We start from the raw sequence: 22,599 nt of genomic DNA on the forward strand, positions 1-22,599 counted from the left end.
TTGCCACCTCATCCGGACAAGCGGAAGGCAGGGCCCCACCAGGGAGGCCCTGCCCGACAACCGCACCCCACGCCGGCTCAGCGCACGCGGCGCACCCACAGCGCACAGAAGACCAGCAGCGCCGCCGTGGCCAGCAGGCTCAGCCCGGTCTGTGTCCAGTGCATCATCCACTCGTCGGCCGGCGGGTGGTAGAGCGTGTAGGCCCGGTCGATGACGTCGTAGTGGGCCTTGCAGGCATCGGTGGGGCAGACGGCCGTCCCGTCCGGCAGGGTGCCGATCCAGTCGCTGTCGGTCGGGATCCGCAGGCCGTCACGCGTCAGGAGACCGTTCTCCACGATGTGCGATTCGAGCGGCGAGGACGTCGACACCCGACCGCTCTGGACCACGGACATCCGGTCGACCGCATCGGGCGAGGCCATCCGGATGCTCGCCAACGCCTCCCGCGCCGGCGTCAGCAGGTACCGCCCGGAGTCCACCGCGAACCGTACGGCGACGGTCAGCACCGCCGTGACCACGATCGAGGCCACCACCCGCCGCACCACCAGTCCGACGGCGGCCCCGAGCGCGACGGAGAGCAGGCAGGACGCGACCAGCGACGGCCCGGAGGCACTGCGGCTCATCCAGCTGAACCAGTGGTACAGGCCGGGGAGGGAGAACCGCCCCTCGACCTGGTGGACGAACCGGGTCGAGACGACCGCGAGCAGGCTCGACCCCACCAGGGTCAGGAGCAGCGGCACGCCCAGCCGGGCCGCCAGCCAGCGCTGCCGCGACACGGACTGCGTCCAGGCCAGCGCGTACGTCCCGGTCTCGAACTCCCGCGCCAGCAGGGGCGCCGCGTAGAAGAGACCGAAGGCGATCGGCAGGATCACCAGCAGCCAGCCGGTAATCATCACGGCGATGCCCCAGTGCGCGTCCAGTGCGATCGCCTGGCTGCCCTCGCACTCCGCCGGGAAGTAGACGACGTTGCAGCCCTGGAGATGCCATTCGGCTATCTGGTCGGCGATCCGGCTGTGCAGGTAGACCATCCAGCCGCAGAGCAGCACCAGGACGGAGCCGGCGATCAGGAGCGGCGTGCGGTCCTGGCGCAGGCCCAGCCAGGTGGTGCCGCTCAGCAGGCGACGCCCGGACGGGCGGCTCCGCGGCATGGTGGCGAGGTCGGCGGTGCTCATCGGGCCGCCACCTCCTCGCGCCCGGCGGTGTGCGCGCCGGCCTCGACCGGGGGCCGGCCCTGCGGGGCGGCGGTACGCAGATAGGCGATCAGAATCTCCTCCAGGTTCGGCCGGCTGACGTCCCAGCGCGGGTCGATCTCTCCGTGGGGCCTGAGCAGCGCGGTCGCCTGGCGGCCGGTGCGGCGCAGCTCGACGATCTCGTGGCGCGCCAGCTCGGCCGGGGTGCCGTCGGCGCCCTCGGTGGCGCCGACCACCAGGCGGTGGTCGTCCAGCAGGTCGTCGACGTCACCGCTGAGCCGGATCCGCCCGTCGCGCAGCACGGTGACGTGGTCGCAGACGCCGTCCAGCTCGGCGAGGACGTGCGAGGAGATGAGGATGGTCGTCCCGTGCTCCGCGGCCTCGGCCATCAGGATGCCGGTGAGCTCCTGGCGGGCCACCGGGTCGACGTCGGCGAGCGGCTCGTCGAGCATCAGCAGGTCGGGGCGCTTGCCGAGGACGAGCGCGAGGGCGACCCGGGTGCGCTGGCCGGCGGTGAGCGTGCCCACCCTGGCGTTCTGCGGGAGGTCGCCCAGCCGGACGATCCGCTCCGCGATCTCCTGGTCCCAGCCCGGGTTGAGCTCCCGGCCGGCGCGCAGGGTCTCCGCGACGGTGAACCGCGGGTAGAGCGGCTTGTCCTGCCGCAGGTAGGCGGTGCGCCGCAGGGCGGCGGCCCCGCCCGGGCCGGTCCCGAACACCGCGACCGTTCCCTCGGTCGGCGTGAGGAGTCCGGCGGCGAGCGCCATCAGGGTGCTCTTGCCGGCGCCGTTCGGGCCGACGAGCGCGCAGACGCGGCCGGCCGGGAGCCGGAGTTCGCAGTCGCGCAGGGCCCAGCGCGATCGGTACTTCAGGCCGAGGCCGGTCGCCTCCAGGGCGGGGACGTCCTCGGTGGGTCGGTGCTCTGTTGCGGGGTGGTTCACCCGGACTCCTCGGGGGCCTCGGTGCTGGTGGGGTAGGCGCGGTCGAGAGCGGTGTCGACGAGCGCGGCGACGTCCTCGCGTTCCAGGCCCGCGTCCCGCGCCCGGGCGATCCACCCGGCGAGGTCGGCGCGCAGGGCCGAGTCCTCGACGGCCGGCGGTTTCGCGAGGGACTTCCGGACGAAGGTCCCGACTCCCCTCCGGCTCTCGACCAGGCCCTCGCGTTCGAGCTCGCGGTAGGCCTTGAGCACGGTGTTCGGATTGATCGCCGTCGCCTCCACCACCTCGCGGGCGGTGGGGAGTTGGTCACCGGGCTGGAGCACTCCGAGCCGCAGTGCCCGCTTCGTCTGCTCGATGATCTGCAGATACGGCGAGAGGCCGCCGCGACGGTCGATGAGGTACTCGACGATGACATCCACCTTTCCACTAGTTAACTAGTGGAATAGTGCACCTGAGGTGATCGGCCGTCAACTCCGGACTCAGCCGTCGCCTCCACGGGGGCCGCCCCCGGCCGCCCGCACCGGAAGTCGGCCCGTCCGACTTCCCACTCCTGCGCAGGCGAACCTCCGGGGCACCCCCGAGACAAACCCCGAGGTCGGGTCCTCCTCACCGGGGACAAAGGCCAGGGTCGGGATCGCCGCCGAGGCTGAGGATCCGGGGGCGGAGGCGGCGGAGTATGGACGTACGCCCTCCGGAGAGCCCGGACCGGGCGCCAGGAACACGGAGACCGCCATGAGCCGCCTCGCCCGCCCCCGCCACAACCGCGTCATCGCCGGCGTCTGCGCCGGGATCGCCGAGCGCTTCGGCCTGACCCCGTGGACCGTCCGGATCATCTTCCTCGCGTCCTGCCTGCTCCCCGGCCCGCAGTTCCTGATCTACCTGGCGCTCTGGCTGCTCCTCCCCCAGGAGCCGTGAGCCCCGGCGCCCCCGCACCCCCGCGCCCCTGGCGCCCAGCACCCACGCACCCCCACGCACCCACGCACCCACGCACCCACGCACCTGAGTCCGAACGCCGAAACGGGCCGCCCGCGCCCCGGGATCACCGGGGTGCGGGCGGCCCGTCGGCCGTGGCGGGAGCGTCAGCCGCCGAGGCCGGGCAGCGGGAGGGCCTGGGTCAGGCCACCGACCGGGGTGCTGCCGAGGCCCGGGATGCTCGGCACGCCGGCGCGGGGGGTGGCGTCCGCGGCCGGGGCCATCGCCTGGCCGGCGCTCGGGGTCAGGGTGCCGAGGGTGCCGGCGACCTTGTCACCGCCGGGCAGCTTGCTCGCGGTGTCGGTGACCGCGCCGGTCACGGCGGGGTTGGTCACGGCGCCGGTGGGAAGCCCGAGGCCACCCGGGGCGACCGGGTCGGCGGACGCGCTGCCGGCGCCGACCGCCGCGATGGCGAGCCCGAGCACGGCGGTGCCGGCGGCCTTGAGAGTGGCCTGCTTCATGTTCGTCCCCTTGGATCCTCGTCGGTGGCCGACATTCACGGCGGGGTGGCGGGTTCCGCCACCTCCGCCGGTCGGCGTTGACTGCCACACCGTAGTGATCGGATCGCACGGGGACCAAAGGCCGTTAACCCACACGAGTGGGTAGTCAGATGAACGCCAACACCCAGGGGTGACCAGGGCGTTCACCCGACCGACCACACCGCCTCAGGAGGTCGCGCTGAACAGCCACTCCGCCTTGAGCTCGGCGTAGCCCGGCTTGATCACGTCGTTGATCATCGCCAGCCGCTCGTCGAACGGCAGGAACGCCGACTTCATCGCGTTCACGGTGAACCACTCCATGTCGCCCAGCGTGTAGCCGAACGCCTCCACCAGGTGCCCGAACTCGCGGCTCATGCTGGTGCCGCTCATCAGCCGGTTGTCGGTGTTGACCGTGACCCGGAACTTCAGCCGGCTCAGCAGCCCGATCGGGTGCTCGGCGTACGACGTGGCGGCCGCCGTCTGCAGGTTGGAGGTCGGGCACATCTCCAGCGGGACGCGCTTGTCGCGCACGTACGCGGCCAGCCGGCCCAGCTCGACGCTGCCGTCCTCGTTCACCGTGATGTCGTCGACGATCCGCACGCCGTGGCCGAGCCGGTCGGCGCCGCAGCACTGCAGGGCCTCCCAGATCGACGGCAGGCCGAAGGCCTCGCCCGCGTGGATGGTGAAGTGGTTGTTCTCGCCCTTGAGGTAGTCGAAGGCGGCCTGGTGGCGGGTGGGGGGGTACCCCGCCTCGGCACCGGCGATGTCGAAGCCGACCACGCCGCGGTCGCGGTGGCGGTTGGCCAGCTCGGCGATCTCCGAGGAGCGGGCCGCGTGCCGCATCGCGGTGATCAGGGTGCCGACGCGGATCCGGTGACCGGCCGCGCGGGCGTTCGCCTCGCCGAGGCGGAAGCCCTCGTTGACGGCGTCCACGACCTCGTCGAGGGTGAGGCCGGCCTCCAGGTGCTGCTCGGGGGCGTAGCGGACCTCGGCGTACACGACGCCGTCGGCGGCCAGGTCCTCGGCGCAGTCCGCGGCGACCTTGATCAGGGCCTCGCGGGTCTGCATCACGGCACAGGTGTGCGCGAAGGTCTCCAGGTAGCGGACCAGCGAGCCGGAGTCGGCGGCCTCGCGGAACCACTCGCCGAGTTCCTTCGGGTCGGTGGTGGGGAGGCCCTCGTAGCCGACCGCGGCGGCCAGCTCGACGATGGTCTCGGGCCGCAGCCCGCCGTCGAGGTGGTCGTGCAGGAGCACCTTCGGGGCGCGGGCGATCTGGTCGGGGGTGGGGATCCGGGGGCCGGTGCCCGCGGTGGTGACAGGGGTCTGGTTCTCCATTGCGGGAGTGTAGCTCCTACGCGCGTAGACAGGCCACACCCGCGCGGCCGGTTCGGCCAATGTGCACCGGGAATTCCTCCGAAGGGCCGAGCGCGGCGTCCGGGCGCGCGGCGCGCCGGGTCAGTCGTGCTGCAACAACCGGGTCAGTCGTGCTGCAGCAGCCGCCTCCGGCGGGCCAGCACGAAGTCGCGGAACGCCGCCACCGGCGGGGTCGGCGGCCGGCCCGCCGCCCAGGCCAGGCCGATCGCCCGCCGGGTGCGCGGCGCCGTCACCTCCAGCTCGACCACCCCCGGCCGGGGCACCAGCGCGGGCGGCAGCAGCGCCACCCCGAGCCCGGCCGCGACCAGGCCGCGCAGCGTCTCGGCGTCCTCGCCCTCGAAGGCGAGCCGCGGCACGAACCCGGCCTCGGCGCAGAAGCCGTCGGTGATCGCGCGCAGCCCGTAGCCGCGCTCCAGCCCGACGAACGGGTCCCGGGCCACCTCGGCCAGCCGGATCCGGCGCCGCCCGGCCAGCCGGTGGTCGGCCGGCACCGCCAGGTGCAGCCGCTGCTCGTCCAGCGGGCGGGCCACCAGCGCCGGGTCGTCCGGCACCGGCGAGACCAGGCAGAGGTCCAGCTCGCCGGCCAGCAGCCGCTCCAGCATCGCGCCGACGTAGTCCTGCACCAGCTGGAACCGCACCTGCGGGTGCGCCGCCCGGAACCCCCGCAGCAGCGCCGGGACCGCCTCCGTCCCCATGGTGTGCAGGAAGCCGAAGACCACCCGCCCGGCCGCCGGGTCCGCCTCCGCCCGGGCCGCCTCCGCACCGCGTTCGACCTCGGCCAGCGCCCGCTCCACCGAGGCGAGCAGCAGCCGGCCGGCCCTGGTCAGCCGGACGGTCCGGCCCTGACGGGCCAGCAGGTCCACGCCCAGCTCGGCCTCCAGCCGGGCCACCGCCCGGGACAGCGTCGGCTGCGGCACACCCAGCAGCGCGGCCGCCTGCGTCATGTGCTCCAGCCGGGCCACCGCCGCGAACTGCGCGAGCCGGGGCGCGAGTTGGACGGCCGGCAACTCCCGCCCCAGCTCCGCCGGCCGGTGCGGGCGATCGGCCCCGTCCGTGCTCTCCGCCACTCCCGCGCCATCCTCACCGCTTCGACCTGCACTCATACCCCTGCGCATCGATTCTCCCGCATTCATGCATTGGACGCATCAGAGCGGCCGGTCCTAACGTCGACGACATGCAGCCCGCCAGTACCGGGGCGTCCGCGACCGTGCCGGATGCCCTCACCAAGCCGTCCCCGCTCGCCACCGACGACGCCCGCCACCGCCCCGGGCAGCGCGCCTTCCGCCGCGCCAACCTGGCCCTCTTCGCCGCCGGCATCGCGACGTTCGTCCTCCTCTACTCCACCCAGGGCCTGCTGCCGGTCCTCTCGGCCGACCTCGACCTCACCCCCGGCCAGGCCAGCTGGACGGCCTCCGCCGCCACCCTCGGCCTCGCCCTCGCCCTGCTCCCGGCCAGCGCTCTCTCCGACCGGTACGGACGCACCGCGGTGATGACGGCCTCCGTGCTCGCCGCCTCCGCACTCGCCCTGGCCCTGCCCTTCGCGCCGGACCTCACCACCCTGGTCGTGCTGCGCGTCCTCCAGGGCGCCGCCCTCGCCGGGCTCCCCGCCACCGCGATGGCGTACCTCGCCGAGGAGATCCACCCCAGCGCGCTGGCCTCCGCGATGGGGCTGTACGTGGCGGGCAACAGCATCGGCGGCATGGGCGGGCGGCTGATCTCCGGGTGGACGGCCGCCGGCTTCGGCTGGCGCTGGGGCCTGGCCGCCTCCGCCGCCCTCGCGCTGCTGGCCGCGCTCGCCTTCCGGCTGCTGATCCCGCCCGCCCGCCACTTCACACCCGCCCCGGTGGACGCCCGCGCGCTGGCCCGCACCGTCGGCCGCCACCTGGGCAACCCGCTGCTGGTCCGGCTGTACGCGCTCGGGCTGCTCTTCATGGCGGTGTTCGGCGCGGTCTACAACACCGTCGGCTACCGCCTGATCTCCGCGCCGTTCCACCTGCCGGAGTCGGTGGCGGCCTCGATCTTCGTCGTCTACCTGGTCGGCACCGGCACCTCGGCCGCCGCCGGACGGCTCTCCGGCCGACTCGGCCGACGCGGCGCGCTGTACGTGGCGATCGGCGTGACCACCGCCGGCCTGCTGCTCTCGCTCGCCGACTCGCTGCTCTGCGCGCTGCTCGGCCTGGTGCTGATCACCGCCGGCTTCTTCGCCGGCCACGCCACCGCGTCCTCCGCCGTCGGCCGCACCGCCATCGAGGGCCGCGCCCAGGCCTCCGCGCTGTACCTGATCGCCTACTACCTGGGCAACAGCCTCGGCGGCACCATCGGCGCCGACGCCTACCACTCCACCGGCTGGCCCGGCGCGGCCGCCGTCGGCCTCACCGCGATGACCCTCGCCGCCGGCGTCACCCTCTACGCCACCCGCCGCGCCCACACCACCCGCCGTGCGGCCGTCCCGGCGGGGCGCTGACGACCGGCTTCTCCCCGGCGGATACCTGACACAGGGTGTCGGGTATCCGCCGTAGCTTCCTCTCGTCGCCCAGCCCGTTCGACCGTCGACCGATGGACCAGAGGAAGAAGATCGCCATGGCCACCTATGTACTCGTCCCCGGCATGCTGCACGGCGCCTGGTGGTACCGGCCGCTCACCGAGGGGCTCCGCGCCGCCGGGCACGAGGTGTACCCGGTGACGCTGACCGGCGTCTCCGAGCGCGGGCACCTGAACAACGCGGTGGTCGACCTGGACACCCACGTCCAGGACGTGGTCGGGCTGCTGGAGGCGGAGCGGCTCACCGACGCGGTGCTGGTCGGGCACAGCTACGGCGGGATGGTCCTCTCCGGGGTCGCCGACCGGGTGCCGGAGCGGGTCGGGGCGCTGGTGTACGCGGACGCCTTCGTCCCCCGCGACGGCGAGTCCGCCTACCGGATCGTCAACGAGGTCTGGAAGCAGCGCTACCTGGCCGGCGCCGCGGCGGGCGGCGGTGTCACCGTGGTCGGCTCGAACCCCGCCCTCGACCCGCGCGCCACCGTCCACCCGGTGGCCAGCCTCCTCCAGCCGATCGCCCTCACCGGCGCGGCCGACGCCGTCACCCGCCGGGTCTACATCCACACCGAGCGCTTCGAGGACAGCCCGCTGCTGGAGACCTTCGACCGCCTGCGCGACGACCCGGCCTGGACCGTGCACACCCTCCCGGTCGGCCACGACCTGATCCACGAGGCCCCCGAGGAGTTCCTGAAGATCGCCCTCACGGCGGCCGGCTGAGCGACGGCGCGGCTGCCGGGGCCCGTCGATACACTCCGAGCATGAGCATCGATCCTGCTGTGTACGCCCGGTTGCGCGAGATCGCCGATCAGCTGCCGCAGATTCCCGGCATAGGGAAGGTCGAGATCGCTGACGGCGAGATCGTCATGATGATGTCCCCGGTGAAACGGCACGAGCTCGCCGTGATCCGCCTGGCCCGGCAACTGAACGCCCAGTTGCCGAACACCCACCCCGGCTACATCGCCCACGGTGGCGCGGATCTGGAGGACGTCGGACTGGGACGGCTGCGCAATCCCGACCTGATGGTGTTCCCCGAAGCCGCCCTGGACGACGAGGGACGAGCTCTGCTCCCTCACGAGATCCTGCTGGTGGCGGAGATCGTCTCGAAGTCGAACCCGGAGAACGACTACCACGGCAAGGTCCGCGACTACGCGGCCATGGGCATCCCGCTCTACCTGCTGGTCGACCCCCGCAAGGGCACCGGGATCGTCCACGACGGGCCCGGCTACCCGTCCCGCAGGGAGTTCGCCTTCGGCGACACCGTCACCGTCGGCCCGTGGACGCTGGACACCGGCGTCCTGCGCACGTACGCCTGAGCGGCCGCACGTGCGCAGGACGGCTGGTCACGCGATGCGGTCCAGCACGATCGGGTTCGGGGTGAACGCGGTGCCCGCCGGGGCGACCTCGATGCCGCCGGCCAGCGCCTCGATCGCGTAGTCGTAGCGCTCGGGGGTGTCGGTGTGCAGGGTCAGCAGCGGCTGGCCGGCCACCACGGTGTCACCGGGCTTGGCGTGCATCTCGACGCCGGCGCCGGCCTGCACCGGGTCCTCCTTGCGGGCCCGGCCGGCGCCCAGGCGCCAGGCGCAGACGCCCACCGCGTACGCGTCCAGCGCGGTGAGCACGCCCGAGGCCGGGGCCGGGATGACGTGCTGCTCGCGGGCGACCGGCAGCGGGGCGTCGACGTCGCCGCCCTGGGCGGAGATCATGCGGCGCCAGTGGTCCATCGCGGAGCCGTCGCGCAGCGCGTCGGCCGGGTCCTTGCCGTGCACCCCGGCCGCGGCGAGCATCTCGCGGGCCAGCGCCAGGGTCAGCTCGACGACGTCGGCCGGGCCCCCGCCGGCCAGCACCTCGACCGACTCGCGGACCTCCAGCGCGTTGCCGGCGGTGAGGCCGAGCGGGGTCGACATGTCGGTCAGCAGCGCGACGGTGTTGACGCCGGCCGCGGTGCCCAGGCCGACCATGGTGCGGGCCAGCTCGCGGGCGTTGTCCAGGTTCTTCATGAAGGCGCCGGAGCCGACCTTCACGTCCAGGACGAGGGCGCCGGTGCCCTCGGCGATCTTCTTGGACATGATCGAGGAGGCGATCAGCGGGATGGCCTCGACGGTGCCGGTGACGTCGCGCAGCGCGTACAGCTTCTTGTCGGCGGGGGCCAGACCGTCACCGGCGGCGCAGATGACGGCGCCGGCGTCGTGCAGCACCTTCATCATCTCGTCGTTGGAGAGCAGGGCGCGCCAGCCGGGGATCGACTCCAGCTTGTCCAGGGTGCCGCCGGTGTGGCCGAGGCCGCGGCCGGAGAGCTGCGGGACGGCGGCGCCGCAGGCGGCGACCAGCGGGGCGAGCGGCAGGGTGATCTTGTCGCCGACGCCACCGGTGGAGTGCTTGTCGCTGGTGGGCTGCGCGAGGGAGGAGAAGTCCATCCGGACGCCGGAGCGGATCATCGCGTCGGTCCAGCGGCTGATCTCGCGCGGGTTCATGCCGTTCAGCAGGATCGCCATGGCGAGGGCGGACATCTGCTCGTCGGCGACGTCGCCGCGGGTGTAGGCGTCGATGACCCAGTCGATCTGAGCGTCGCTCAGCTCTCCGCGGTCGCGCTTGGTCCTGATGACGGAGATGGCGTCCATGGCTGCTCCAAGAGGGGTTCAAAATGCGAAGAGTGTCGCGAGCTGGCCGGATTGCGGCCCCACTCGCGACACTCTACGCGCGTAACAGAAACAAAGACTAGAGCCGCTCCGGCCCGAACGCGTCGGGCAGGACCTCGCTCATCGGCTTCACGCCGGACGGCAGCTCGACCAGCAGATCGGGCCCGCCGTGCTCGTACAGCAGCTGGCGGCAGCGGCCGCACGGCATCAGCAGACCGCCGCTGCCGTCCACACAGGTGAACGCGGTCAGCCGGCCGCCACCGGTGGCGTGCAGCATGGAGACCAGGCCGCACTCGGCGCACAGCGCGAGTCCGTACGAGGCGTTCTCCACGTTGCAGCCGGTGACCACCCGACCGTCGTCCACCAGCGCGGCCGCGCCGACCGGGAACCTGCTGTACGGGGCGTAGGCGTGGGTCATCGCCTCGCGCGCCGCCGCCCGCAGTGCCTCCCAGTCGACCGCCGCCGCGGGGGCCGTCACTTGCCCTGGCCCTTGCGGTAGATCTGGCCGTCGGCCTTCGGCGGCCGCAGCCGCTGCGAGGCCAGCGAGAGCACCACCAGGGTGATCACGTACGGCGTCGCCACGATCAGCGGACGCTGCACCTCCTCGGTGGTGGCGTACCAGACCGCCAGGCCGCCGGCCACCACGAAGGTGATCAGCGCGGCCGGGATCTTGCGGCGGTACAGGTTCCAGAGCGCCAGCAGGAACATGGCGATGGCGACCACCAGGATCAGCACGTGCACCGACTCCGGGTCACGCAGCTGGAGGCTGTCGGTGAAGCCGAACAGGCCGGCGCCCATGGCGAGGCCGCCCGGCATCCAGTTGCCGAAGATCATCGCCGCGAGGCCGATGAAGCCTCGGCCGTTGGTCTGGCCGTCCTTGTAGAAGTGCGCCGCGACCAGCGAGAGGTACGCGCCGCCGAGGCCCGCGAAGGCGCCGGAGGTGATGACCGCGAGGTACTTGTACTTGTAGACGTTGACGCCCAGCGACTCGGCCGCCGTCGGGTTCTCGCCGCAGGAGCGCAGGCGCAGGCCGAACACCGTGCGCCAGAGGGCGAAGTAGCTGACCACGATCAGCGCGCCGGCCAGCAGCACGACCACCGAGATGTTGGTGACCAGACCGCCGAGCACGCCCGCGACGTCGGACACCAGGAACCAGTGGTGGGTCTCGATGTCCTTCAGCCCGGAGGAGAGCCCGGGGATGGTGATGTACGGCAGCGGATCGGCCGGCGGGGACTGGTTCGCCCCGGCGCCGACGGAGATGTAGTCCTTGTAGTAGATCCGGTTGACGTACGCGCAGATGCCGGGGATCAGCAGGTTGACGCCGACACCGGAGACGATGTGGTCGACGCCGAAGGTCACCGTGATGACGGCGTGCAGCAGACCGCCGAGCGCACCGCCGAGCATGCCGGCCACCAGGCCGAACCACGGGTTGACCAGGTAGCCGCCCCAGGCGCCGCAGAAGGTGCCGGCGACCATCATGCCTTCGAGGCCGATGTTGACCACGCCGGCCCGCTCGGACCAGAGGCCGCCCAGACCGGCCATGCCGATCGGCACGGCGGCGCTGAGCGCGGCGGTGACCTGGCCGGAGGAGGTCAGCGAGTGGTTGCCGGTGGCCATGCCCACGGCGGAGAAGAGGACCAGGGCGCCCGCGATCAGCAGCAGCACCACCGGCCAGGACAACTTGCGCTTCTTGGCGGGAGCGCCCGGCGCCTTCGCGCGGGCAGCGGTGGCCGTGCTCATGCGGACACCTCCTTCTTCTCGTTGGCGGCAGCCTGGGCCGCGAGCTCGGCGCCGACCTTCTGCTGCTGGCGCTTGAGGCCGTAGCGGCGCACCAGCTCGTAGGCGACGACGACGCAGATGACGATGGTGCCCTGCATGACCGGGACGATCTCGAACGGGAAGCCGCCCTGGAGGGGCAGCTGCGAGCCGGTGGCGTCCAGGAAGGCGAACAGCAGCGCGGCGAAGGCCATGCCGATCGGGCTGTTGCGGCCGAGCAGGGCGACCGAGATGCCGAGGAAGCCGAGGCCGCCCTGGAAGCTCTGACCGAAGTTGTACGAGTTCTGCAGCAGCTCGGGCATGCCGATCAGGCCGGCCAGCGCACCGGAGACCACCATCGAGATGACGACCATGCGCTTGACGTTCACGCCGGAGGCGGTCGCGGCGGTCTCGGAGCGGCCGGTGGCGCGCAGGTCGAAGCCGAAGCGGGTGCGGGTCAGGGTGAACTGGAAGGCCACGCCGACCAGGATCGCGATGAAGAGGAAGCCGTAGAGCGGCCCACCGTCGGTGTTGATCGCGAAGAAGTGGCTGGACTCCGAGACCGGGCTGGTCTGGATGGAGTTGCTGGTCGAGCTCTTCTCCGGCGCGAAGATGCCGGGCACGAGCAGCAGACCGACGATCGCCACCGCGATGGCGTTCAGCATGATGGTCGAGATGACCTCGCTGACGCCGCGGAAGACCTTCAGCAGACCGGCGATGCTCGCGTACAGGCCACCGACCAGCATGGCCGTGATCAGCAGCAGCGGGATCTGGATGAACGACGGCAGGTCGAGCCGGCTGCCGACGAACGCCGCGAACAGCGCCGCGACCTTGTACTGGCCCTCGACACCGATGTTGAAGAGGTTCATCCGGAAGCCGAAGGCGGCGGCCGCGGCGGCCAGGTAGTACGTGGTGGACCGGTTGAGGATGGCCACCTGGCCGTCCGACTTGGTGGCGTACGTGATCATCACGTTCCAGGCGTCGAACGGGTTCTTGCCCGAGGTCGCCAGGAGCACCGAACAGATCGCGACGGAGAGCAGCACGGCGAGCACCGGCGCTGCGAGGGCGAGCACGATCTTCTCGCCGTCGAACCGCTGCGCCAGCTTGCTCTTGGCCGCGGGGTTGGGACTGGTCATGTGGCTACTCCCCCGCCTGCGGGTCGGCGGTGTCGGTGGGGGTGTCGGACGAGGTGGCGTCCTGGGCGGCGGCGTCCCCGGTGGAGCCGGTCCCGGCGGCCTCGGCCTCGGTGCCCTCCGCGGTGACCGCGTGGAACTCCTCGACGGCCTCGGGCTCGGACTCGATGTGGCCGCGGGCGGCACCGGTCATCGCGGTACCCAGGTCCTCGGCGGTGACCGTGGCCGGGTCGGCGTCGGCCACCAGACGGCCGCGGTAGATCACCCGGATGGTGTCGGAGAGGCCGATCAGCTCGTCCAGGTCGGCGGAGATCAGCAGCACCGCGAGACCGGCCCGCTGGGCGGTCCGGATGTGCTCCCAGATCTGCGCCTGCGCGCCGACGTCCACCCCGCGGGTGGGGTGGGCGGCGATCAGCAGCTTGGGGTCGTGGCTCATCTCGCGGCCGATGATCAGCTTCTGCTGGTTGCCGCCGGAGAGCGACGCCGCGGTGACCTCGATGCCGGGGGTGCGGACGTCGTACTCGTCGACGATCCGCTGGGTGTCCTTGCGGGCACCGGCCGGGTCGAGCAGCAGGCCCTTGGAGTTCGGGCTCTCGGTGACGTGACCGAGGATCCGGTTCTCCCAGAGCGGGGCCTCCAGCAGCAGGCCGTGGCGGTGGCGGTCCTCGGGGATGTAGCCGATGCCGGCCTCGCGGCGGCTGCGGGTGAGCGAGCCGGAGAGGTCCTTGCCGTCCAGCGTGACGGCGCCGCCGTCCAGCGGCAGCATGCCCATGATGGCCTCGACCAGCTCGGCCTGGCCGTTGCCCTCGACACCGGCGATGCCGAGGATCTCGCCCTTGTGGATCCGCAGCGAGATGTCGTCGAGCACCACGCGCTCGATGCCCTCGGCGTCGGTCTTGGCGATCCGCAGGTCCCGGACGTCGAGCATCTCGGTGGTGGTGACGGTCGACTCGCGGCTCCCCGGGGAGGGCAGCTCGGCGCCGACCATCAGCTCGGCCAGCTGGCGCGCGGTGACGTTCGCCGGGTCGGCGTCGCCGACCGTGGTGCCGCGCCGGATGACGCTGATCGCGTCCGCCACCGACAGCACCTCGTGCAGCTTGTGCGAGATGAAGATGACGGTGACGCCCTCGGCCTTGAGCTCGCGCAGGTTGCCGAAGAGCGCCTCGACCTCCTGCGGGACGAGCACCGCGGTGGGCTCGTCGAGGATCAGGATCTTGGCGCCGCGGTAGAGCACCTTGAGGATCTCGACCCGCTGGCGGTCGGCCACGCCGAGGTCCTCGACCAGCGCGTCCGGGCGCACGCCCAGGCCGTACTGGTCGGAGATCTCCTTGATCTTCGCCTTCGCCTTGGCCCCGATGCCGTGGAGCTTCTCGCCGCCGAGGACGACGTTCTCCCAGACGGTGAGGTTGTCGGCGAGCATGAAGTGCTGGTGCACCATGCCGATGCCGCGCGAGATGGCGTCACCCGGGGTGTTGAACTCGCACTGCTCGCCGTTGATCGCGATGGTGCCCTCGTCCGGCTTCTGCATGCCGTAGAGGATCTTCATCAGCGTCGACTTGCCGGCGCCGTTCTCACCCATGAGGGCGTGCACGGTGCCGGTGCGGACGGTGAGGTTGATGTCGTGGTTGGCCACGACGCCGGGGAAGCGCTTGGTGATGCCGCGCAGTTCGACGGCCGGTGTCGCCGTCCCCGCGCTGGGGGTACCGCCCTTGCTGAGGGCGGGGTCGGATGCGGTGATGGCGATCTCCTGGTGGTCTGGAGGCGCGTCGTTGCGCTGGAGGGCCAAGAAAATACGGTGGGGTACGGGACGGGGCCCGGGGGTACGCACTGAGCGCACCCTTCCGGGCCCCTCCCTGATGCTGCGTCAATCATTGCGCTGCCGGGCAGGCGGCAGCGGCAGCGACGTCCGGGCGCGCCTTACGGAGCGGTCGGGACGGTGGTGGCGCCGCTCTTGATGGCGGTGGCGGCGTCGTTGAGCTTGCCCTGGATGTCGTCGATCTTGCCGCCGGTGGTGGCGAGCGAGACGCCGTCGGCCTTCAGGTCGAAGTTCTTCACACCGGTGAAGGGGGAGCCCTTCTTGGCGGAGTCGATGTAGGCGAAGACGGCCTTGTCGACGTTCTTCACCATCGAGGTGAGGATGCTGGCCTTGTACTTCGCCAGGGCGGGCTGGGCGGCCTGGTCGGAGTCGACGCCGATCGCCAGCTTGCCGGCGTTGGCGACGGCCTCGATGGCACCGTTGCCGGAGGAGCCGGCGGCGGTGTAGATGACGTCCGCGCCCTTGTCCAGCTGACCCTGCGCGGCCTCCTTGCCCTTGTCGGGCGAGTTGAAGCCGGAGAAGTCCGGGGGGGTGGTCAGGTAGGTGGTCTCGACCGCCATGCTCGGGTCGACGGACTTCACACCCGCCTTGTAACCGGCCTCGAACTTCTTGATCAGCTCGGACTGCACACCGCCGATGAAGCCGACGTGCTTGGTCTTCGTCTTGAGGGCGGCGGCCACACCGGCCAGGTACGAACCCTCCTGCTCCGAGAACGTCAGCGAGGTGACGTTGCTCGGCTGGGTGTCGGACGCCGAGTCGATGATCGCGAACTTGGTGTTCGGGTTGTCCTTGGCGACCTTCTCGACGGCGCCCTGGTACACGAAGCCGACCGCGATGATCGGGTTGTAGCCGGCGGTGACCAGGTTCTTGAGCCGGGTCTCCTTGTCGGCCTCGGCCTCACCGGTCTTGGCGTCGGCCTCGGTGACGGCGACGCCCAGGTCGGCCTTGGCCTTGTCGAGACCGCGGGCGGCGGAGTCGTTGAACGACTGGTCGCCACGACCACCGATGTCGTAGGCCATGCCGACCTTCAGGCCGCCCTCGGACGAGCCGGAGGAAGCGGTGGTGTCGTTGCTCTTTGCGCCGCAAGCGGCGAGCGAGGCGATGCCCAGGGAACCCGAGAGCACAACCGCAGCGAGCTTAGTAGAACGGCGCAAGGGAGTATCTCCTTCTCACACGCACCCGTTTAGCGTGGTCGGACGCCACCGTAACGCGCGTAGAACACGGTTGGGTCACAGGTCGCCGGAGCATTCGGGTTGTTATCAAACCGTGGTCTGACAGTCTTCCCGGAGCCCCTTTCCCGTACGCGGAGGGTGATCGGAACTGGCGCTGCCCAGTGTACGTAACCGGACAAAAAGCCAGGAAGCAGATAACTCGGGCGTTGCTCGATCGAGGCCCGGCCCGGTGAACCGACGACGGGCCCGGTCCGTTGCGGACCGGGCCCGGGACGCCCACCGGGGAGCGGACTACGCCCCCTCGGTCTCCAGCGCCAGCGCCGCGAACAGCTCCACGCCGATCCCGATCGCCCGCTCGTCCGCGTCGAAACGGCCCTGGTGAAGGTCACGGACCGTGCTGTCGCCGGGAGTGCGGACGCCGAGCCGGGCCAGCGCGCCCGGGGCGTGCTCCAGGTACCAGGAGAAGTCCTCGCCGCCGAGGCTCTGCTCGGTGTCCTCCACCACCTGGTCGGCGGACGCCGTGGAACGCCCCTCGTCCCGGTGCCCGAAACGGGCCGTCATCGCGGCCTCCAGCAGGCCCACCGAGACGGCCTCGTTGACCACCGGCGGCACCCCGCGGTGGTAGTCGAGCGTCCACTTCGCCCGGTAGGTCTCGGCCAGCTTGGCGATCAGCTCGTGCAGCAGGTCCGGCGCCTCGCGCCAGCCCTCCAGCTCCAGGCAGCGGACGGTGCCCTCCAGCTCGGCGTGCTGCGGGATGACGTTGGGGGCCGAGCCCGAGGCGATCCGGCCCCAGACCAGGCTGACGCCCCAGCGCGGGTCCATCCGGCGGGACAGCGCGGCCGGCAGGTCGGCGGCCATCCGGGCGATCGCGGTCACCAGGTCGGTGGTCAGGTGCGGGCGGGCGGTGTGGCCGCCGGGGCCGTCCAGGTGCAGCACCAGGCGGTCGCAGGCCGAGGTGATCGCCCCGGTGCGCAGCGCGATCCGGCCGGCCTCCACCTTCGGGTCGCAGTGCACCGCGAAGATCCGGCCGACGCGGTCCATCCCGCCGGCGGCGATCACGTCCAGCGCGCCGCCGGGCATCAGCTCCTCGGCGGGCTGGAAGATCAGCCGGACCGGGCGGCGCAGCTCGCCGGACCGGGCCGCCTCGGCGAGCACCAGGGCGGTGCCCAGCACGACGGAGGTGTGCACGTCGTGGCCGCAGGCATGGGCCCGGCCGGCGACGGTCGACCGGTACGGCACGTCCGTCTTGGCGTCGTCGATGGGCAGCGCGTCGATGTCGGCACGGAAGGCCAGGAACTCGGCGCCGCGCGGGGTGCCCTCCGGGACGATGTCGACGATCATCCCGGTGCCGCCGGGCAGCACCCGGGGGGCCAGACCGGCGGCCGTCAGCCGGTCGCGCAGCAGGGCGGTGGTGCGGAACTCCTGGCGGCCCAGCTCCGGGTGGCGGTGCAGATCGCGGCGGAACGCGATCAGCTCCGGCTCCAGCGCCGCGACACGGTCGCGCAGGGCGGCGACGGGGCGGGCAGCGGTGGGCATGACGGCCGGCTGGGCGGACTCAGGACGGTTCATCTCAACAAGGGTAGGCCTGTTGGGGGGATTTGGCCCGACTTCCCGAAAAGAAGTCCCCGTATGGGCGCATAGGGGCTGAGCAGGTGGGTATGACATCTCGTTTAAGTCGCCTTCCCCGGGTTGCGTGCCCTGTGCAACGACGACCCGCACCGGCGGTCACGGGGCCACTCCGACGGGGGATTGACGCCGTTCGGGACGGCTGGAGGACCCACCGGGGTGGACGTCCCCCACCGCGGCGCGGGCCCCGGTCGGCGTCATTGAGATGATCGGACGAGCGACCGACGTACTTCCCCCGACCGACGCGTTCCTCCAGGGAGTGGCAATGACCGAGCAGAAGGTGGCCGTGGTCACCGGAGCCAGCAGTGGAATCGGCGCGGCGACCGCCCGCCGGCTCGCGGCCGAGGGCTTCGAGGTGGTGCTGACCGCCCGCCGCACCGAGCGGATCGAGGAGCTCGCCAAGGAGCTCGGCGGCCGCGCCCGCACCCTGGACGTCACCGACCGGGCGGCCGTGGACGCCTTCGCGGCCGAGGTCGGCCGGGTGGACGTCCTGGTCAACAACGCCGGCGGGGCGATCGGCGCGGAGCCGGTCGAGGCCGCCGACCCGGCCGACTGGCTGGCGATGTACCAGGTGAACGTGCTCGGCGTGCTGCACATGACGCAGGCCCTGTTGCCCGCGCTGCGGGCGAGCGGCGACGGCACCGTGCTGGTGCTCTCCTCCACCGCGGCGCTGGCCGCGTACGAGGGCGGCGGCGGCTACGTGGCGGCCAAGCACGCGGCCCACACCATCGCGGCCACCCTGCGGCTGGAGCTGTGCGGGGAGCCGATCCGGGTGATCGAGATCGCCCCCGGCATGGTCAAGTCCGAGGGCTTCGCCGTCACCCGCTTCCGGGGCGACGAGGAGAAGGCCGCGGCCGTGTACGCGGGCGTCGCCGAGCCGCTGACCTCGGACGACGTCGCGGACACCGTCGCCTGGGCGGTGACCCGGCCCCCGCACGTCAACATCGACCTGCTGGTCGTCCGCCCACGCGCCCAGGCCGCCAACCACAAGGTGCACCGGGTCTGACGGCCGGGCGGCGCGAGCGGGCGGTCCGACGCCGGGGCCATGATCCACGCGGTCACCCGGCAGTGATACATACGTGCGATGAGATCTCTTCGGGCCGCCCGCCCGCGCTTTCTGCTGACCGCTTTCGCGGCCGGCACCCTGCTTCTCGGCTCCGCCTGCAACGACAGCACCAAGCCCGCCCAGGACGGGGCCGCCGCGGCCCCGTCGGCCGCCCCGGCCACCCCGACGGCCACCCCGGCCACCCCGACGCCGACCGCCAAGCCCACCGGCGCCGACGACCCCGCGCTCAAGCCGTTCTACGGCCAGCAGATCGCCTGGGCCGCCTGCCCGGCCGACCCGCAGGCCGCCCGGGCCAAGATCGACATATCCGCGATGCTCTGCGGCCGGCTGCACGTCCCGCTCGACTACACCGCCCCCGCCGCCGACGCCCTCGACCTCGCGCTGATCAAGCTGCCCGCCGCCCGGCCGGACCAGCGGCTCGGCTCGCTCATGGTCAACCCGGGCGGCCCGGGCGCCTCCGGCGTCGAGATGGTCAAGTACGGCGCCACGGAGTACGACGGCACCCTGCACGACCGCTTCGACGTGGTCGGCTTCGACCCGCGCGGCACCGGCGAGAGCTCCCCGGTGGTCTGCTACGACGACAAGCAGCACGACGAGGTCAACCAGCGTGACACCCCGCTGGAGCCGGCCGCCCGCACCGCGGACCGGGTCAGGAACGCCACCGACCACGCCGCCGCCTGCCAGGCGAAGTCCGGCCGGCTGCTGCCCTTCGTCGGCACCCGCAACGCCGCCCGCGACCTGGACGTGCTGCGCGCCGCCGTCGGCGACCGGAAGCTCAACTACCTCGGCATCTCCTACGGCACCTACCTCGGCGCGCTCTACGCCGAGGAGTTCCCGCAGAACACCGGCCGGCTGATCCTGGACGGCGCCGTCGACCCCGCCCAGGACCGGCTGGACCACGGCGTCGACCAGCAGATCGGCTTCGAGAAGTCCTTCGAGCGCTTCGCCGCCGACTGCGTGAAGAACCACGCGGCCGAGTGCCCGCTCGGCAAGGACCCGGTCAAGGCCGCCCAGAAGGCCGCCGACTTCCTGGACGGCCTGTACGACCACCCGATGGCCGCGTCCGACGGCCGGAAGGTCGGCCGCGACCTCGCCTGGACGGGCGTCATCAGCGCGCTCTACGGCGACGAGAAGACGTCCTGGACGTACCTGCGCAACGCGCTCGGCTGGGCCATGGTCGGCCACAAGGTGGACCCGCTGCTCGCCTCCGCCGACGGCTACGACGGCCGCGACGAGAAGGGCCACTTCAGCCCGATGGAGGAGGCGAACCGCGCGATCAGCTGCGCCGACGCCGCCCCGCCGGCGCCCACCGCGGAGCGCGCCCAGCAGGCGGTGGCCAGGCTCCTGGCCGAGGCCCCGCTGGTCTCCAAGGGCGTCACGGTGGAGGACTACAGCGAGGCCGGCTGCGCCCGCTGGCCGTTCCGGACGACGGAGCGGCCGCACGCCGTCCGCGCCGAGGGCAGCGCGCCGATCCTGGTGGTCGGCACCACCGGCGACCCGGCCACCCCGTACGCCTCCGCCGAGGCGCTCGCCAAGGGCTTCGCCGACGCCACCCTGCTGACCCGGGTCGGCGAGGGGCACGGCGCCTTCGGCAAGGGCAACGGCTGCGTCGACGCCGCGCTGACCGCGTACCTCGTCGAGGGGACGATGCCGGCGCCGGGGACGCGCTGCTCCTGAGTGGAGCCGGCGGCCGAAAGGCCTGGACGACTAGCAGATGTGAACGGGGAGGGCGCTGACACCGAGGTGTCAACGTCACAACTTGATAGCTCGATCGGATGAATTCCGCGTGCGCTCTCCCCAACTGATGACTGCTCAACTACCGTTGAGCCGCTGCCCGGCGGGTCTCGAACACCGCCCCGCGGCCTCATACTTCACCTGCTTCACCACCCCCTTTCACCGGCACCTTCCCGCCCTCACGAGGAGGACCCGCTGGCCAGCGACATCCCGTCACCGCGGCTCGATCCCAGCTCCGAGCCGACCCTCCTCGGGTTGCACCGCTTCAACGAGGCCGACGCCGGCGCGGCCGAGGAGGCCCTCCTGGCCTGCTGCGGCAGCCACCGCTGGGCCCTGCGGCTCACCGCCCACCGGCCCTACCCCGACATAGAGTCCCTGTTGGCCGCGGCCAGCGAGGCCTCCTACGACCTGCGACCGGCCGACCTGGCCGAGGCGCTGGCGGACGAGAGCTGGATGCCGCAGCCGCTCCTGGGCATGCGCGCACCCGGCAGCCAGGCGGCGCACACCGCCCTTCGCGCCGCCCACGCCGCGTACGAGGCCCGGTTCGGGCACGTCTTCGTGGTCTGCCTGGAAGGCGTGGCCCCCGAGGAGATGCTCGACACCGTGCTCAGCTCGATCCGCACCCGGCTGGCGCACGACCCGGACGAGGAACGGCTGATCGCCTCGGACGAGCTCCGCCGGATCGCCCTGACCCGGCTGGAGCACCTGGTCGCCACCCACTCCGAGGCCGGAGCCCGCTGACCCGGGCCCACCCTCACCCGTGCGCCTGCGCGGCGCGGAGCTTCGCCACCTGCTGCCGGACGATCCGCTCGTCCGGCACGGGGGCGGGCTCCGCGCCGACGCCGACGGTGGTGAGCACCGCCAGCACCGGTCCGACCCGGGCCACCACGGCACGCTGGGCGAGCACCACGCTGCCCGACTCACTCGTCAGGGTGAACCCGGTCACCGCGTCGGCTCCCCCGGGCGTGGGCGTGTCGTCCCGGATCAACCGGTGCCTGGTCCGCACCGGCTTGCGGCTCTTCTCCGCCGGCGGCGGCGGCGCGCTGGAGACGAACGAGGCGCACGGGCCGAACAGCTTCTCCAGCTCCGACTGCAGCTGCGCCGCCCGCCCGGCCCGGTAGCCGAGCAGTCCTCCGTACACGCCCCCCTGGGGATCGGCCGCCCGCGCCACGCTCAGATCGGTCTCCGCGTACGGATCCCCCGGGCCCGGCGGGGCGGTGGCGCCGCCCGCCGCCACCGCCGGGGTCACCGCGTCCAGCAGCGGCTGGCAGACGGGCAGGTCGGAGACCTCCCGGCCGCCGCCCGAGCCGGTCTCGCCGTGACCGGGCGTCATCACCGTCACCGTGTACCCGGCCCCCAGGTCACCGTCGGCCACCGCGGCCGCCCGCAGCTCGGCGGCGGACAGCTCGCGGGCCGGCGCGGCCCGGTCGGCGGAGCCGCCGACCGTGGTGCAGCCCGCGGCGAGCAGCAGGGCGCAGACCGCGACGGCGGGGGACGGGCGGCGGGGCGGGCTGAGCGGCACGGGGGCCTCGGCAGAGTGTCGGCGACGGGAGCGGCGGCCACGGTAGCGCAGTCGAACGGTCACGCTGCGTGGCCGTGGGGCCTCCTGAGCCGCCCGGGTTCCCGCCGCACTAGGCCAGTCGTGCCTGATTGATCACACCTCGGGCCCCCGGAGGCGGTTCGCAATAACGCGTCGATAGGATGCTGGCGGCCGGTGGACCGTACCCGGCCGGGCTGACCGACACCGAAGCCGGCCGAGCCCCCAATCGCTTCCGGAGGGTTTTTCCGTGCCGGCTGGAACGCTGTACCGCGGCCGGGAAGGCATGTGGAGCTGGGTGGCTCATCGAGTCACCGGCGTCCTCATCTTCTTCTTCCTGTTCGCTCATGTCCTGGACACCGCACTGGTGCGAGTGTCGCCCGAGGCGTACGACTCTGTGATTCAGACGTACAAGACGCCCCTGGTGAACCTGATGGAGTACGGCCTGGTGGCCGCCATCCTGTTCCACGCCCTCAACGGCCTGCGGGTCGTCGCCGTCGACTTCTGGTCGAAGGGTCCGAAGTTCCAGAAGCAGATGCTCTGGACCGTGGTCGGGGTGTGGGTCGTCCTGATGGCGGGCGCCTTCTACCCGATCCTTCAGCACACGCTGACCACCTGGTTCGGGAAGTGATCTGAGAC

Annotated in this window: 22 protein-coding genes; 8 read left to right on the top strand and 14 right to left on the bottom strand. The window is 72.3% G+C overall.

Going from position 1 to position 22,599, the window contains the following annotated elements; all coding sequences use genetic code 11:
• Nucleotides 1–77: 77 nt before the first annotated feature.
• From ACFWA9_RS14110 to ACFWA9_RS14120, 3 genes are read right to left on the bottom strand one after another with little or no spacing between them, the layout of a single operon-like run.
• A complete protein-coding gene (locus ACFWA9_RS14110) occupies nucleotides 78–1,169 on the bottom strand; it encodes a hypothetical protein (RefSeq protein ID WP_380386813.1) in 1,092 nt (363 codons plus the stop codon).
• The gene (locus ACFWA9_RS14115; RefSeq protein ID WP_380386816.1) at nucleotides 1,166–2,125 is read right to left on the bottom strand and encodes an ABC transporter ATP-binding protein; all 960 of its coding nucleotides are present in this window, start codon (nucleotides 2,123–2,125) and stop codon (nucleotides 1,166–1,168) included. Before ACFWA9_RS14115 ends, ACFWA9_RS14110 begins: the two co-directional genes overlap by 4 nt.
• Nucleotides 2,122–2,532 (bottom strand): GntR family transcriptional regulator, encoded by a 411-nt coding sequence (locus tag ACFWA9_RS14120; protein ID WP_352291297.1) that lies wholly within the window; start codon nucleotides 2,530–2,532, stop codon nucleotides 2,122–2,124. Before ACFWA9_RS14120 ends, ACFWA9_RS14115 begins: the two co-directional genes overlap by 4 nt.
• A gap of 322 nt (nucleotides 2,533–2,854) precedes the next feature.
• On the opposite strand from ACFWA9_RS14120, the gene ACFWA9_RS14125 reads away from it, so the two are divergent.
• Entirely contained in the window at nucleotides 2,855–3,037 is a 183-nt protein-coding gene (locus ACFWA9_RS14125; RefSeq protein WP_329488007.1) for a PspC domain-containing protein, read from the top strand.
• A 164-nt stretch (nucleotides 3,038–3,201) separates the two neighbouring features.
• Here ACFWA9_RS14125 and ACFWA9_RS14130 read toward each other — a convergent pair whose 3' ends face one another.
• The 3 genes from ACFWA9_RS14130 to ACFWA9_RS14140 all read right to left on the bottom strand — a co-directional run bounded on the left by ACFWA9_RS14130 (nucleotide 3,202) and on the right by ACFWA9_RS14140 (nucleotide 6,014).
• On the bottom strand, nucleotides 3,202–3,555 hold the full coding sequence (locus ACFWA9_RS14130; protein ID WP_352291246.1) for an ATP-binding protein: 354 nt from the start codon (nucleotides 3,553–3,555) through the stop codon (nucleotides 3,202–3,204).
• A 204-nt stretch (nucleotides 3,556–3,759) separates the two neighbouring features.
• Nucleotides 3,760–4,908 carry an adenosine deaminase gene (locus ACFWA9_RS14135; RefSeq protein ID WP_329488009.1) on the bottom strand — a complete coding sequence of 383 codons (1,149 nt, stop codon included), beginning with the start codon at nucleotides 4,906–4,908 and terminating at the stop codon, nucleotides 3,760–3,762.
• 143 nt (nucleotides 4,909–5,051) lie between these two features.
• The gene (locus tag ACFWA9_RS14140; RefSeq protein ID WP_380386821.1) at nucleotides 5,052–6,014 is read right to left on the bottom strand and encodes a LysR family transcriptional regulator; all 963 of its coding nucleotides are present in this window, start codon (nucleotides 6,012–6,014) and stop codon (nucleotides 5,052–5,054) included.
• A gap of 107 nt (nucleotides 6,015–6,121) precedes the next feature.
• On the opposite strand from ACFWA9_RS14140, the gene ACFWA9_RS14145 reads away from it, so the two are divergent.
• The 3 genes from ACFWA9_RS14145 (at nucleotide 6,122) to ACFWA9_RS14155 (ending at nucleotide 8,798) form a co-directional block, all read left to right on the top strand.
• Nucleotides 6,122–7,411, top strand: coding sequence for an MFS transporter (locus tag ACFWA9_RS14145; protein ID WP_380386824.1), 1,290 nt, complete (start codon nucleotides 6,122–6,124; stop codon nucleotides 7,409–7,411).
• Between the two features lie 92 nt (nucleotides 7,412–7,503).
• Nucleotides 7,504–8,202, top strand: coding sequence for an alpha/beta fold hydrolase (locus ACFWA9_RS14150; RefSeq protein ID WP_380386827.1), 699 nt, complete (start codon nucleotides 7,504–7,506; stop codon nucleotides 8,200–8,202).
• Nucleotides 8,203–8,243: 41 nt separating this feature from the next.
• Nucleotides 8,244–8,798 carry a Uma2 family endonuclease gene (locus tag ACFWA9_RS14155; RefSeq protein WP_329488012.1) on the top strand — a complete coding sequence of 185 codons (555 nt, stop codon included), beginning with the start codon at nucleotides 8,244–8,246 and terminating at the stop codon, nucleotides 8,796–8,798.
• A 27-nt stretch (nucleotides 8,799–8,825) separates the two neighbouring features.
• Here the strand turns inward: ACFWA9_RS14155 and ACFWA9_RS14160 are convergent, their stop codons facing one another.
• The 7 genes from ACFWA9_RS14160 to ACFWA9_RS14190 form a co-directional block, all read right to left on the bottom strand.
• On the bottom strand, nucleotides 8,826–10,103 hold the full coding sequence (locus ACFWA9_RS14160) for a thymidine phosphorylase (RefSeq protein WP_359803565.1): 1,278 nt from the start codon (nucleotides 10,101–10,103) through the stop codon (nucleotides 8,826–8,828).
• 97 nt (nucleotides 10,104–10,200) lie between these two features.
• On the bottom strand, nucleotides 10,201–10,599 hold the full coding sequence (locus ACFWA9_RS14165; RefSeq protein ID WP_329488014.1) for a cytidine deaminase: 399 nt from the start codon (nucleotides 10,597–10,599) through the stop codon (nucleotides 10,201–10,203).
• Entirely contained in the window at nucleotides 10,596–11,861 is a 1,266-nt protein-coding gene (locus ACFWA9_RS14170; protein WP_352291250.1) for an ABC transporter permease, read from the bottom strand. The genes ACFWA9_RS14165 and ACFWA9_RS14170 overlap by 4 nt, the downstream gene beginning before the upstream one ends.
• Complete coding sequence (locus ACFWA9_RS14175; protein WP_380386832.1) at nucleotides 11,858–13,012, bottom strand: ABC transporter permease; 1,155 nt, start codon at nucleotides 13,010–13,012, stop codon at nucleotides 11,858–11,860. The genes ACFWA9_RS14170 and ACFWA9_RS14175 overlap by 4 nt, the downstream gene beginning before the upstream one ends.
• 4 nt (nucleotides 13,013–13,016) lie before the next feature.
• Entirely contained in the window at nucleotides 13,017–14,642 is a 1,626-nt protein-coding gene (locus ACFWA9_RS14180) for an ABC transporter ATP-binding protein (RefSeq protein WP_380386856.1), read from the bottom strand.
• 284 nt (nucleotides 14,643–14,926) lie between these two features.
• Complete coding sequence (locus ACFWA9_RS14185; protein WP_329488017.1) at nucleotides 14,927–15,979, bottom strand: BMP family ABC transporter substrate-binding protein; 1,053 nt, start codon at nucleotides 15,977–15,979, stop codon at nucleotides 14,927–14,929.
• 309 nt (nucleotides 15,980–16,288) lie between these two features.
• A complete protein-coding gene (locus tag ACFWA9_RS14190) occupies nucleotides 16,289–17,533 on the bottom strand; it encodes an amidohydrolase (RefSeq protein WP_380386859.1) in 1,245 nt (414 codons plus the stop codon).
• Nucleotides 17,534–17,888: 355 nt separating this feature from the next.
• On the opposite strand from ACFWA9_RS14190, the gene ACFWA9_RS14195 reads away from it, so the two are divergent.
• The 3 genes from ACFWA9_RS14195 to ACFWA9_RS14205 all read left to right on the top strand — a co-directional run bounded on the left by ACFWA9_RS14195 (nucleotide 17,889) and on the right by ACFWA9_RS14205 (nucleotide 21,164).
• Nucleotides 17,889–18,629 (top strand): SDR family oxidoreductase, encoded by a 741-nt coding sequence (locus tag ACFWA9_RS14195; protein WP_380386835.1) that lies wholly within the window; start codon nucleotides 17,889–17,891, stop codon nucleotides 18,627–18,629.
• Between the two features lie 78 nt (nucleotides 18,630–18,707).
• Nucleotides 18,708–20,366 carry an alpha/beta hydrolase gene (locus tag ACFWA9_RS14200; protein ID WP_380386837.1) on the top strand — a complete coding sequence of 553 codons (1,659 nt, stop codon included), beginning with the start codon at nucleotides 18,708–18,710 and terminating at the stop codon, nucleotides 20,364–20,366.
• A 312-nt stretch (nucleotides 20,367–20,678) separates the two neighbouring features.
• Nucleotides 20,679–21,164: a 2-oxo-4-hydroxy-4-carboxy-5-ureidoimidazoline decarboxylase gene (locus ACFWA9_RS14205; protein ID WP_329488020.1), complete on the top strand. Its 486-nt coding sequence runs from the start codon at nucleotides 20,679–20,681 to the stop codon at nucleotides 21,162–21,164.
• Between the two features lie 13 nt (nucleotides 21,165–21,177).
• On the opposite strand, the gene ACFWA9_RS14210 is transcribed toward ACFWA9_RS14205, so the two are convergent.
• Entirely contained in the window at nucleotides 21,178–21,945 is a 768-nt protein-coding gene (locus ACFWA9_RS14210; protein ID WP_380386841.1) for a hypothetical protein, read from the bottom strand.
• Between the two features lie 265 nt (nucleotides 21,946–22,210).
• Here ACFWA9_RS14210 and sdhC point away from each other — a divergent pair, with 265 nt between their 5' ends.
• Nucleotides 22,211–22,591 carry a succinate dehydrogenase, cytochrome b556 subunit gene (sdhC, locus tag ACFWA9_RS14215; RefSeq protein WP_329488022.1) on the top strand — a complete coding sequence of 127 codons (381 nt, stop codon included), beginning with the start codon at nucleotides 22,211–22,213 and terminating at the stop codon, nucleotides 22,589–22,591.
• Nucleotides 22,592–22,599 lie beyond the last annotated feature (8 nt).

It is taken from the genome of Kitasatospora sp. NPDC059973, assembly GCF_042737525.1.
Classification (GTDB): Bacteria; Actinomycetota; Actinomycetes; order Streptomycetales; family Streptomycetaceae; genus Kitasatospora.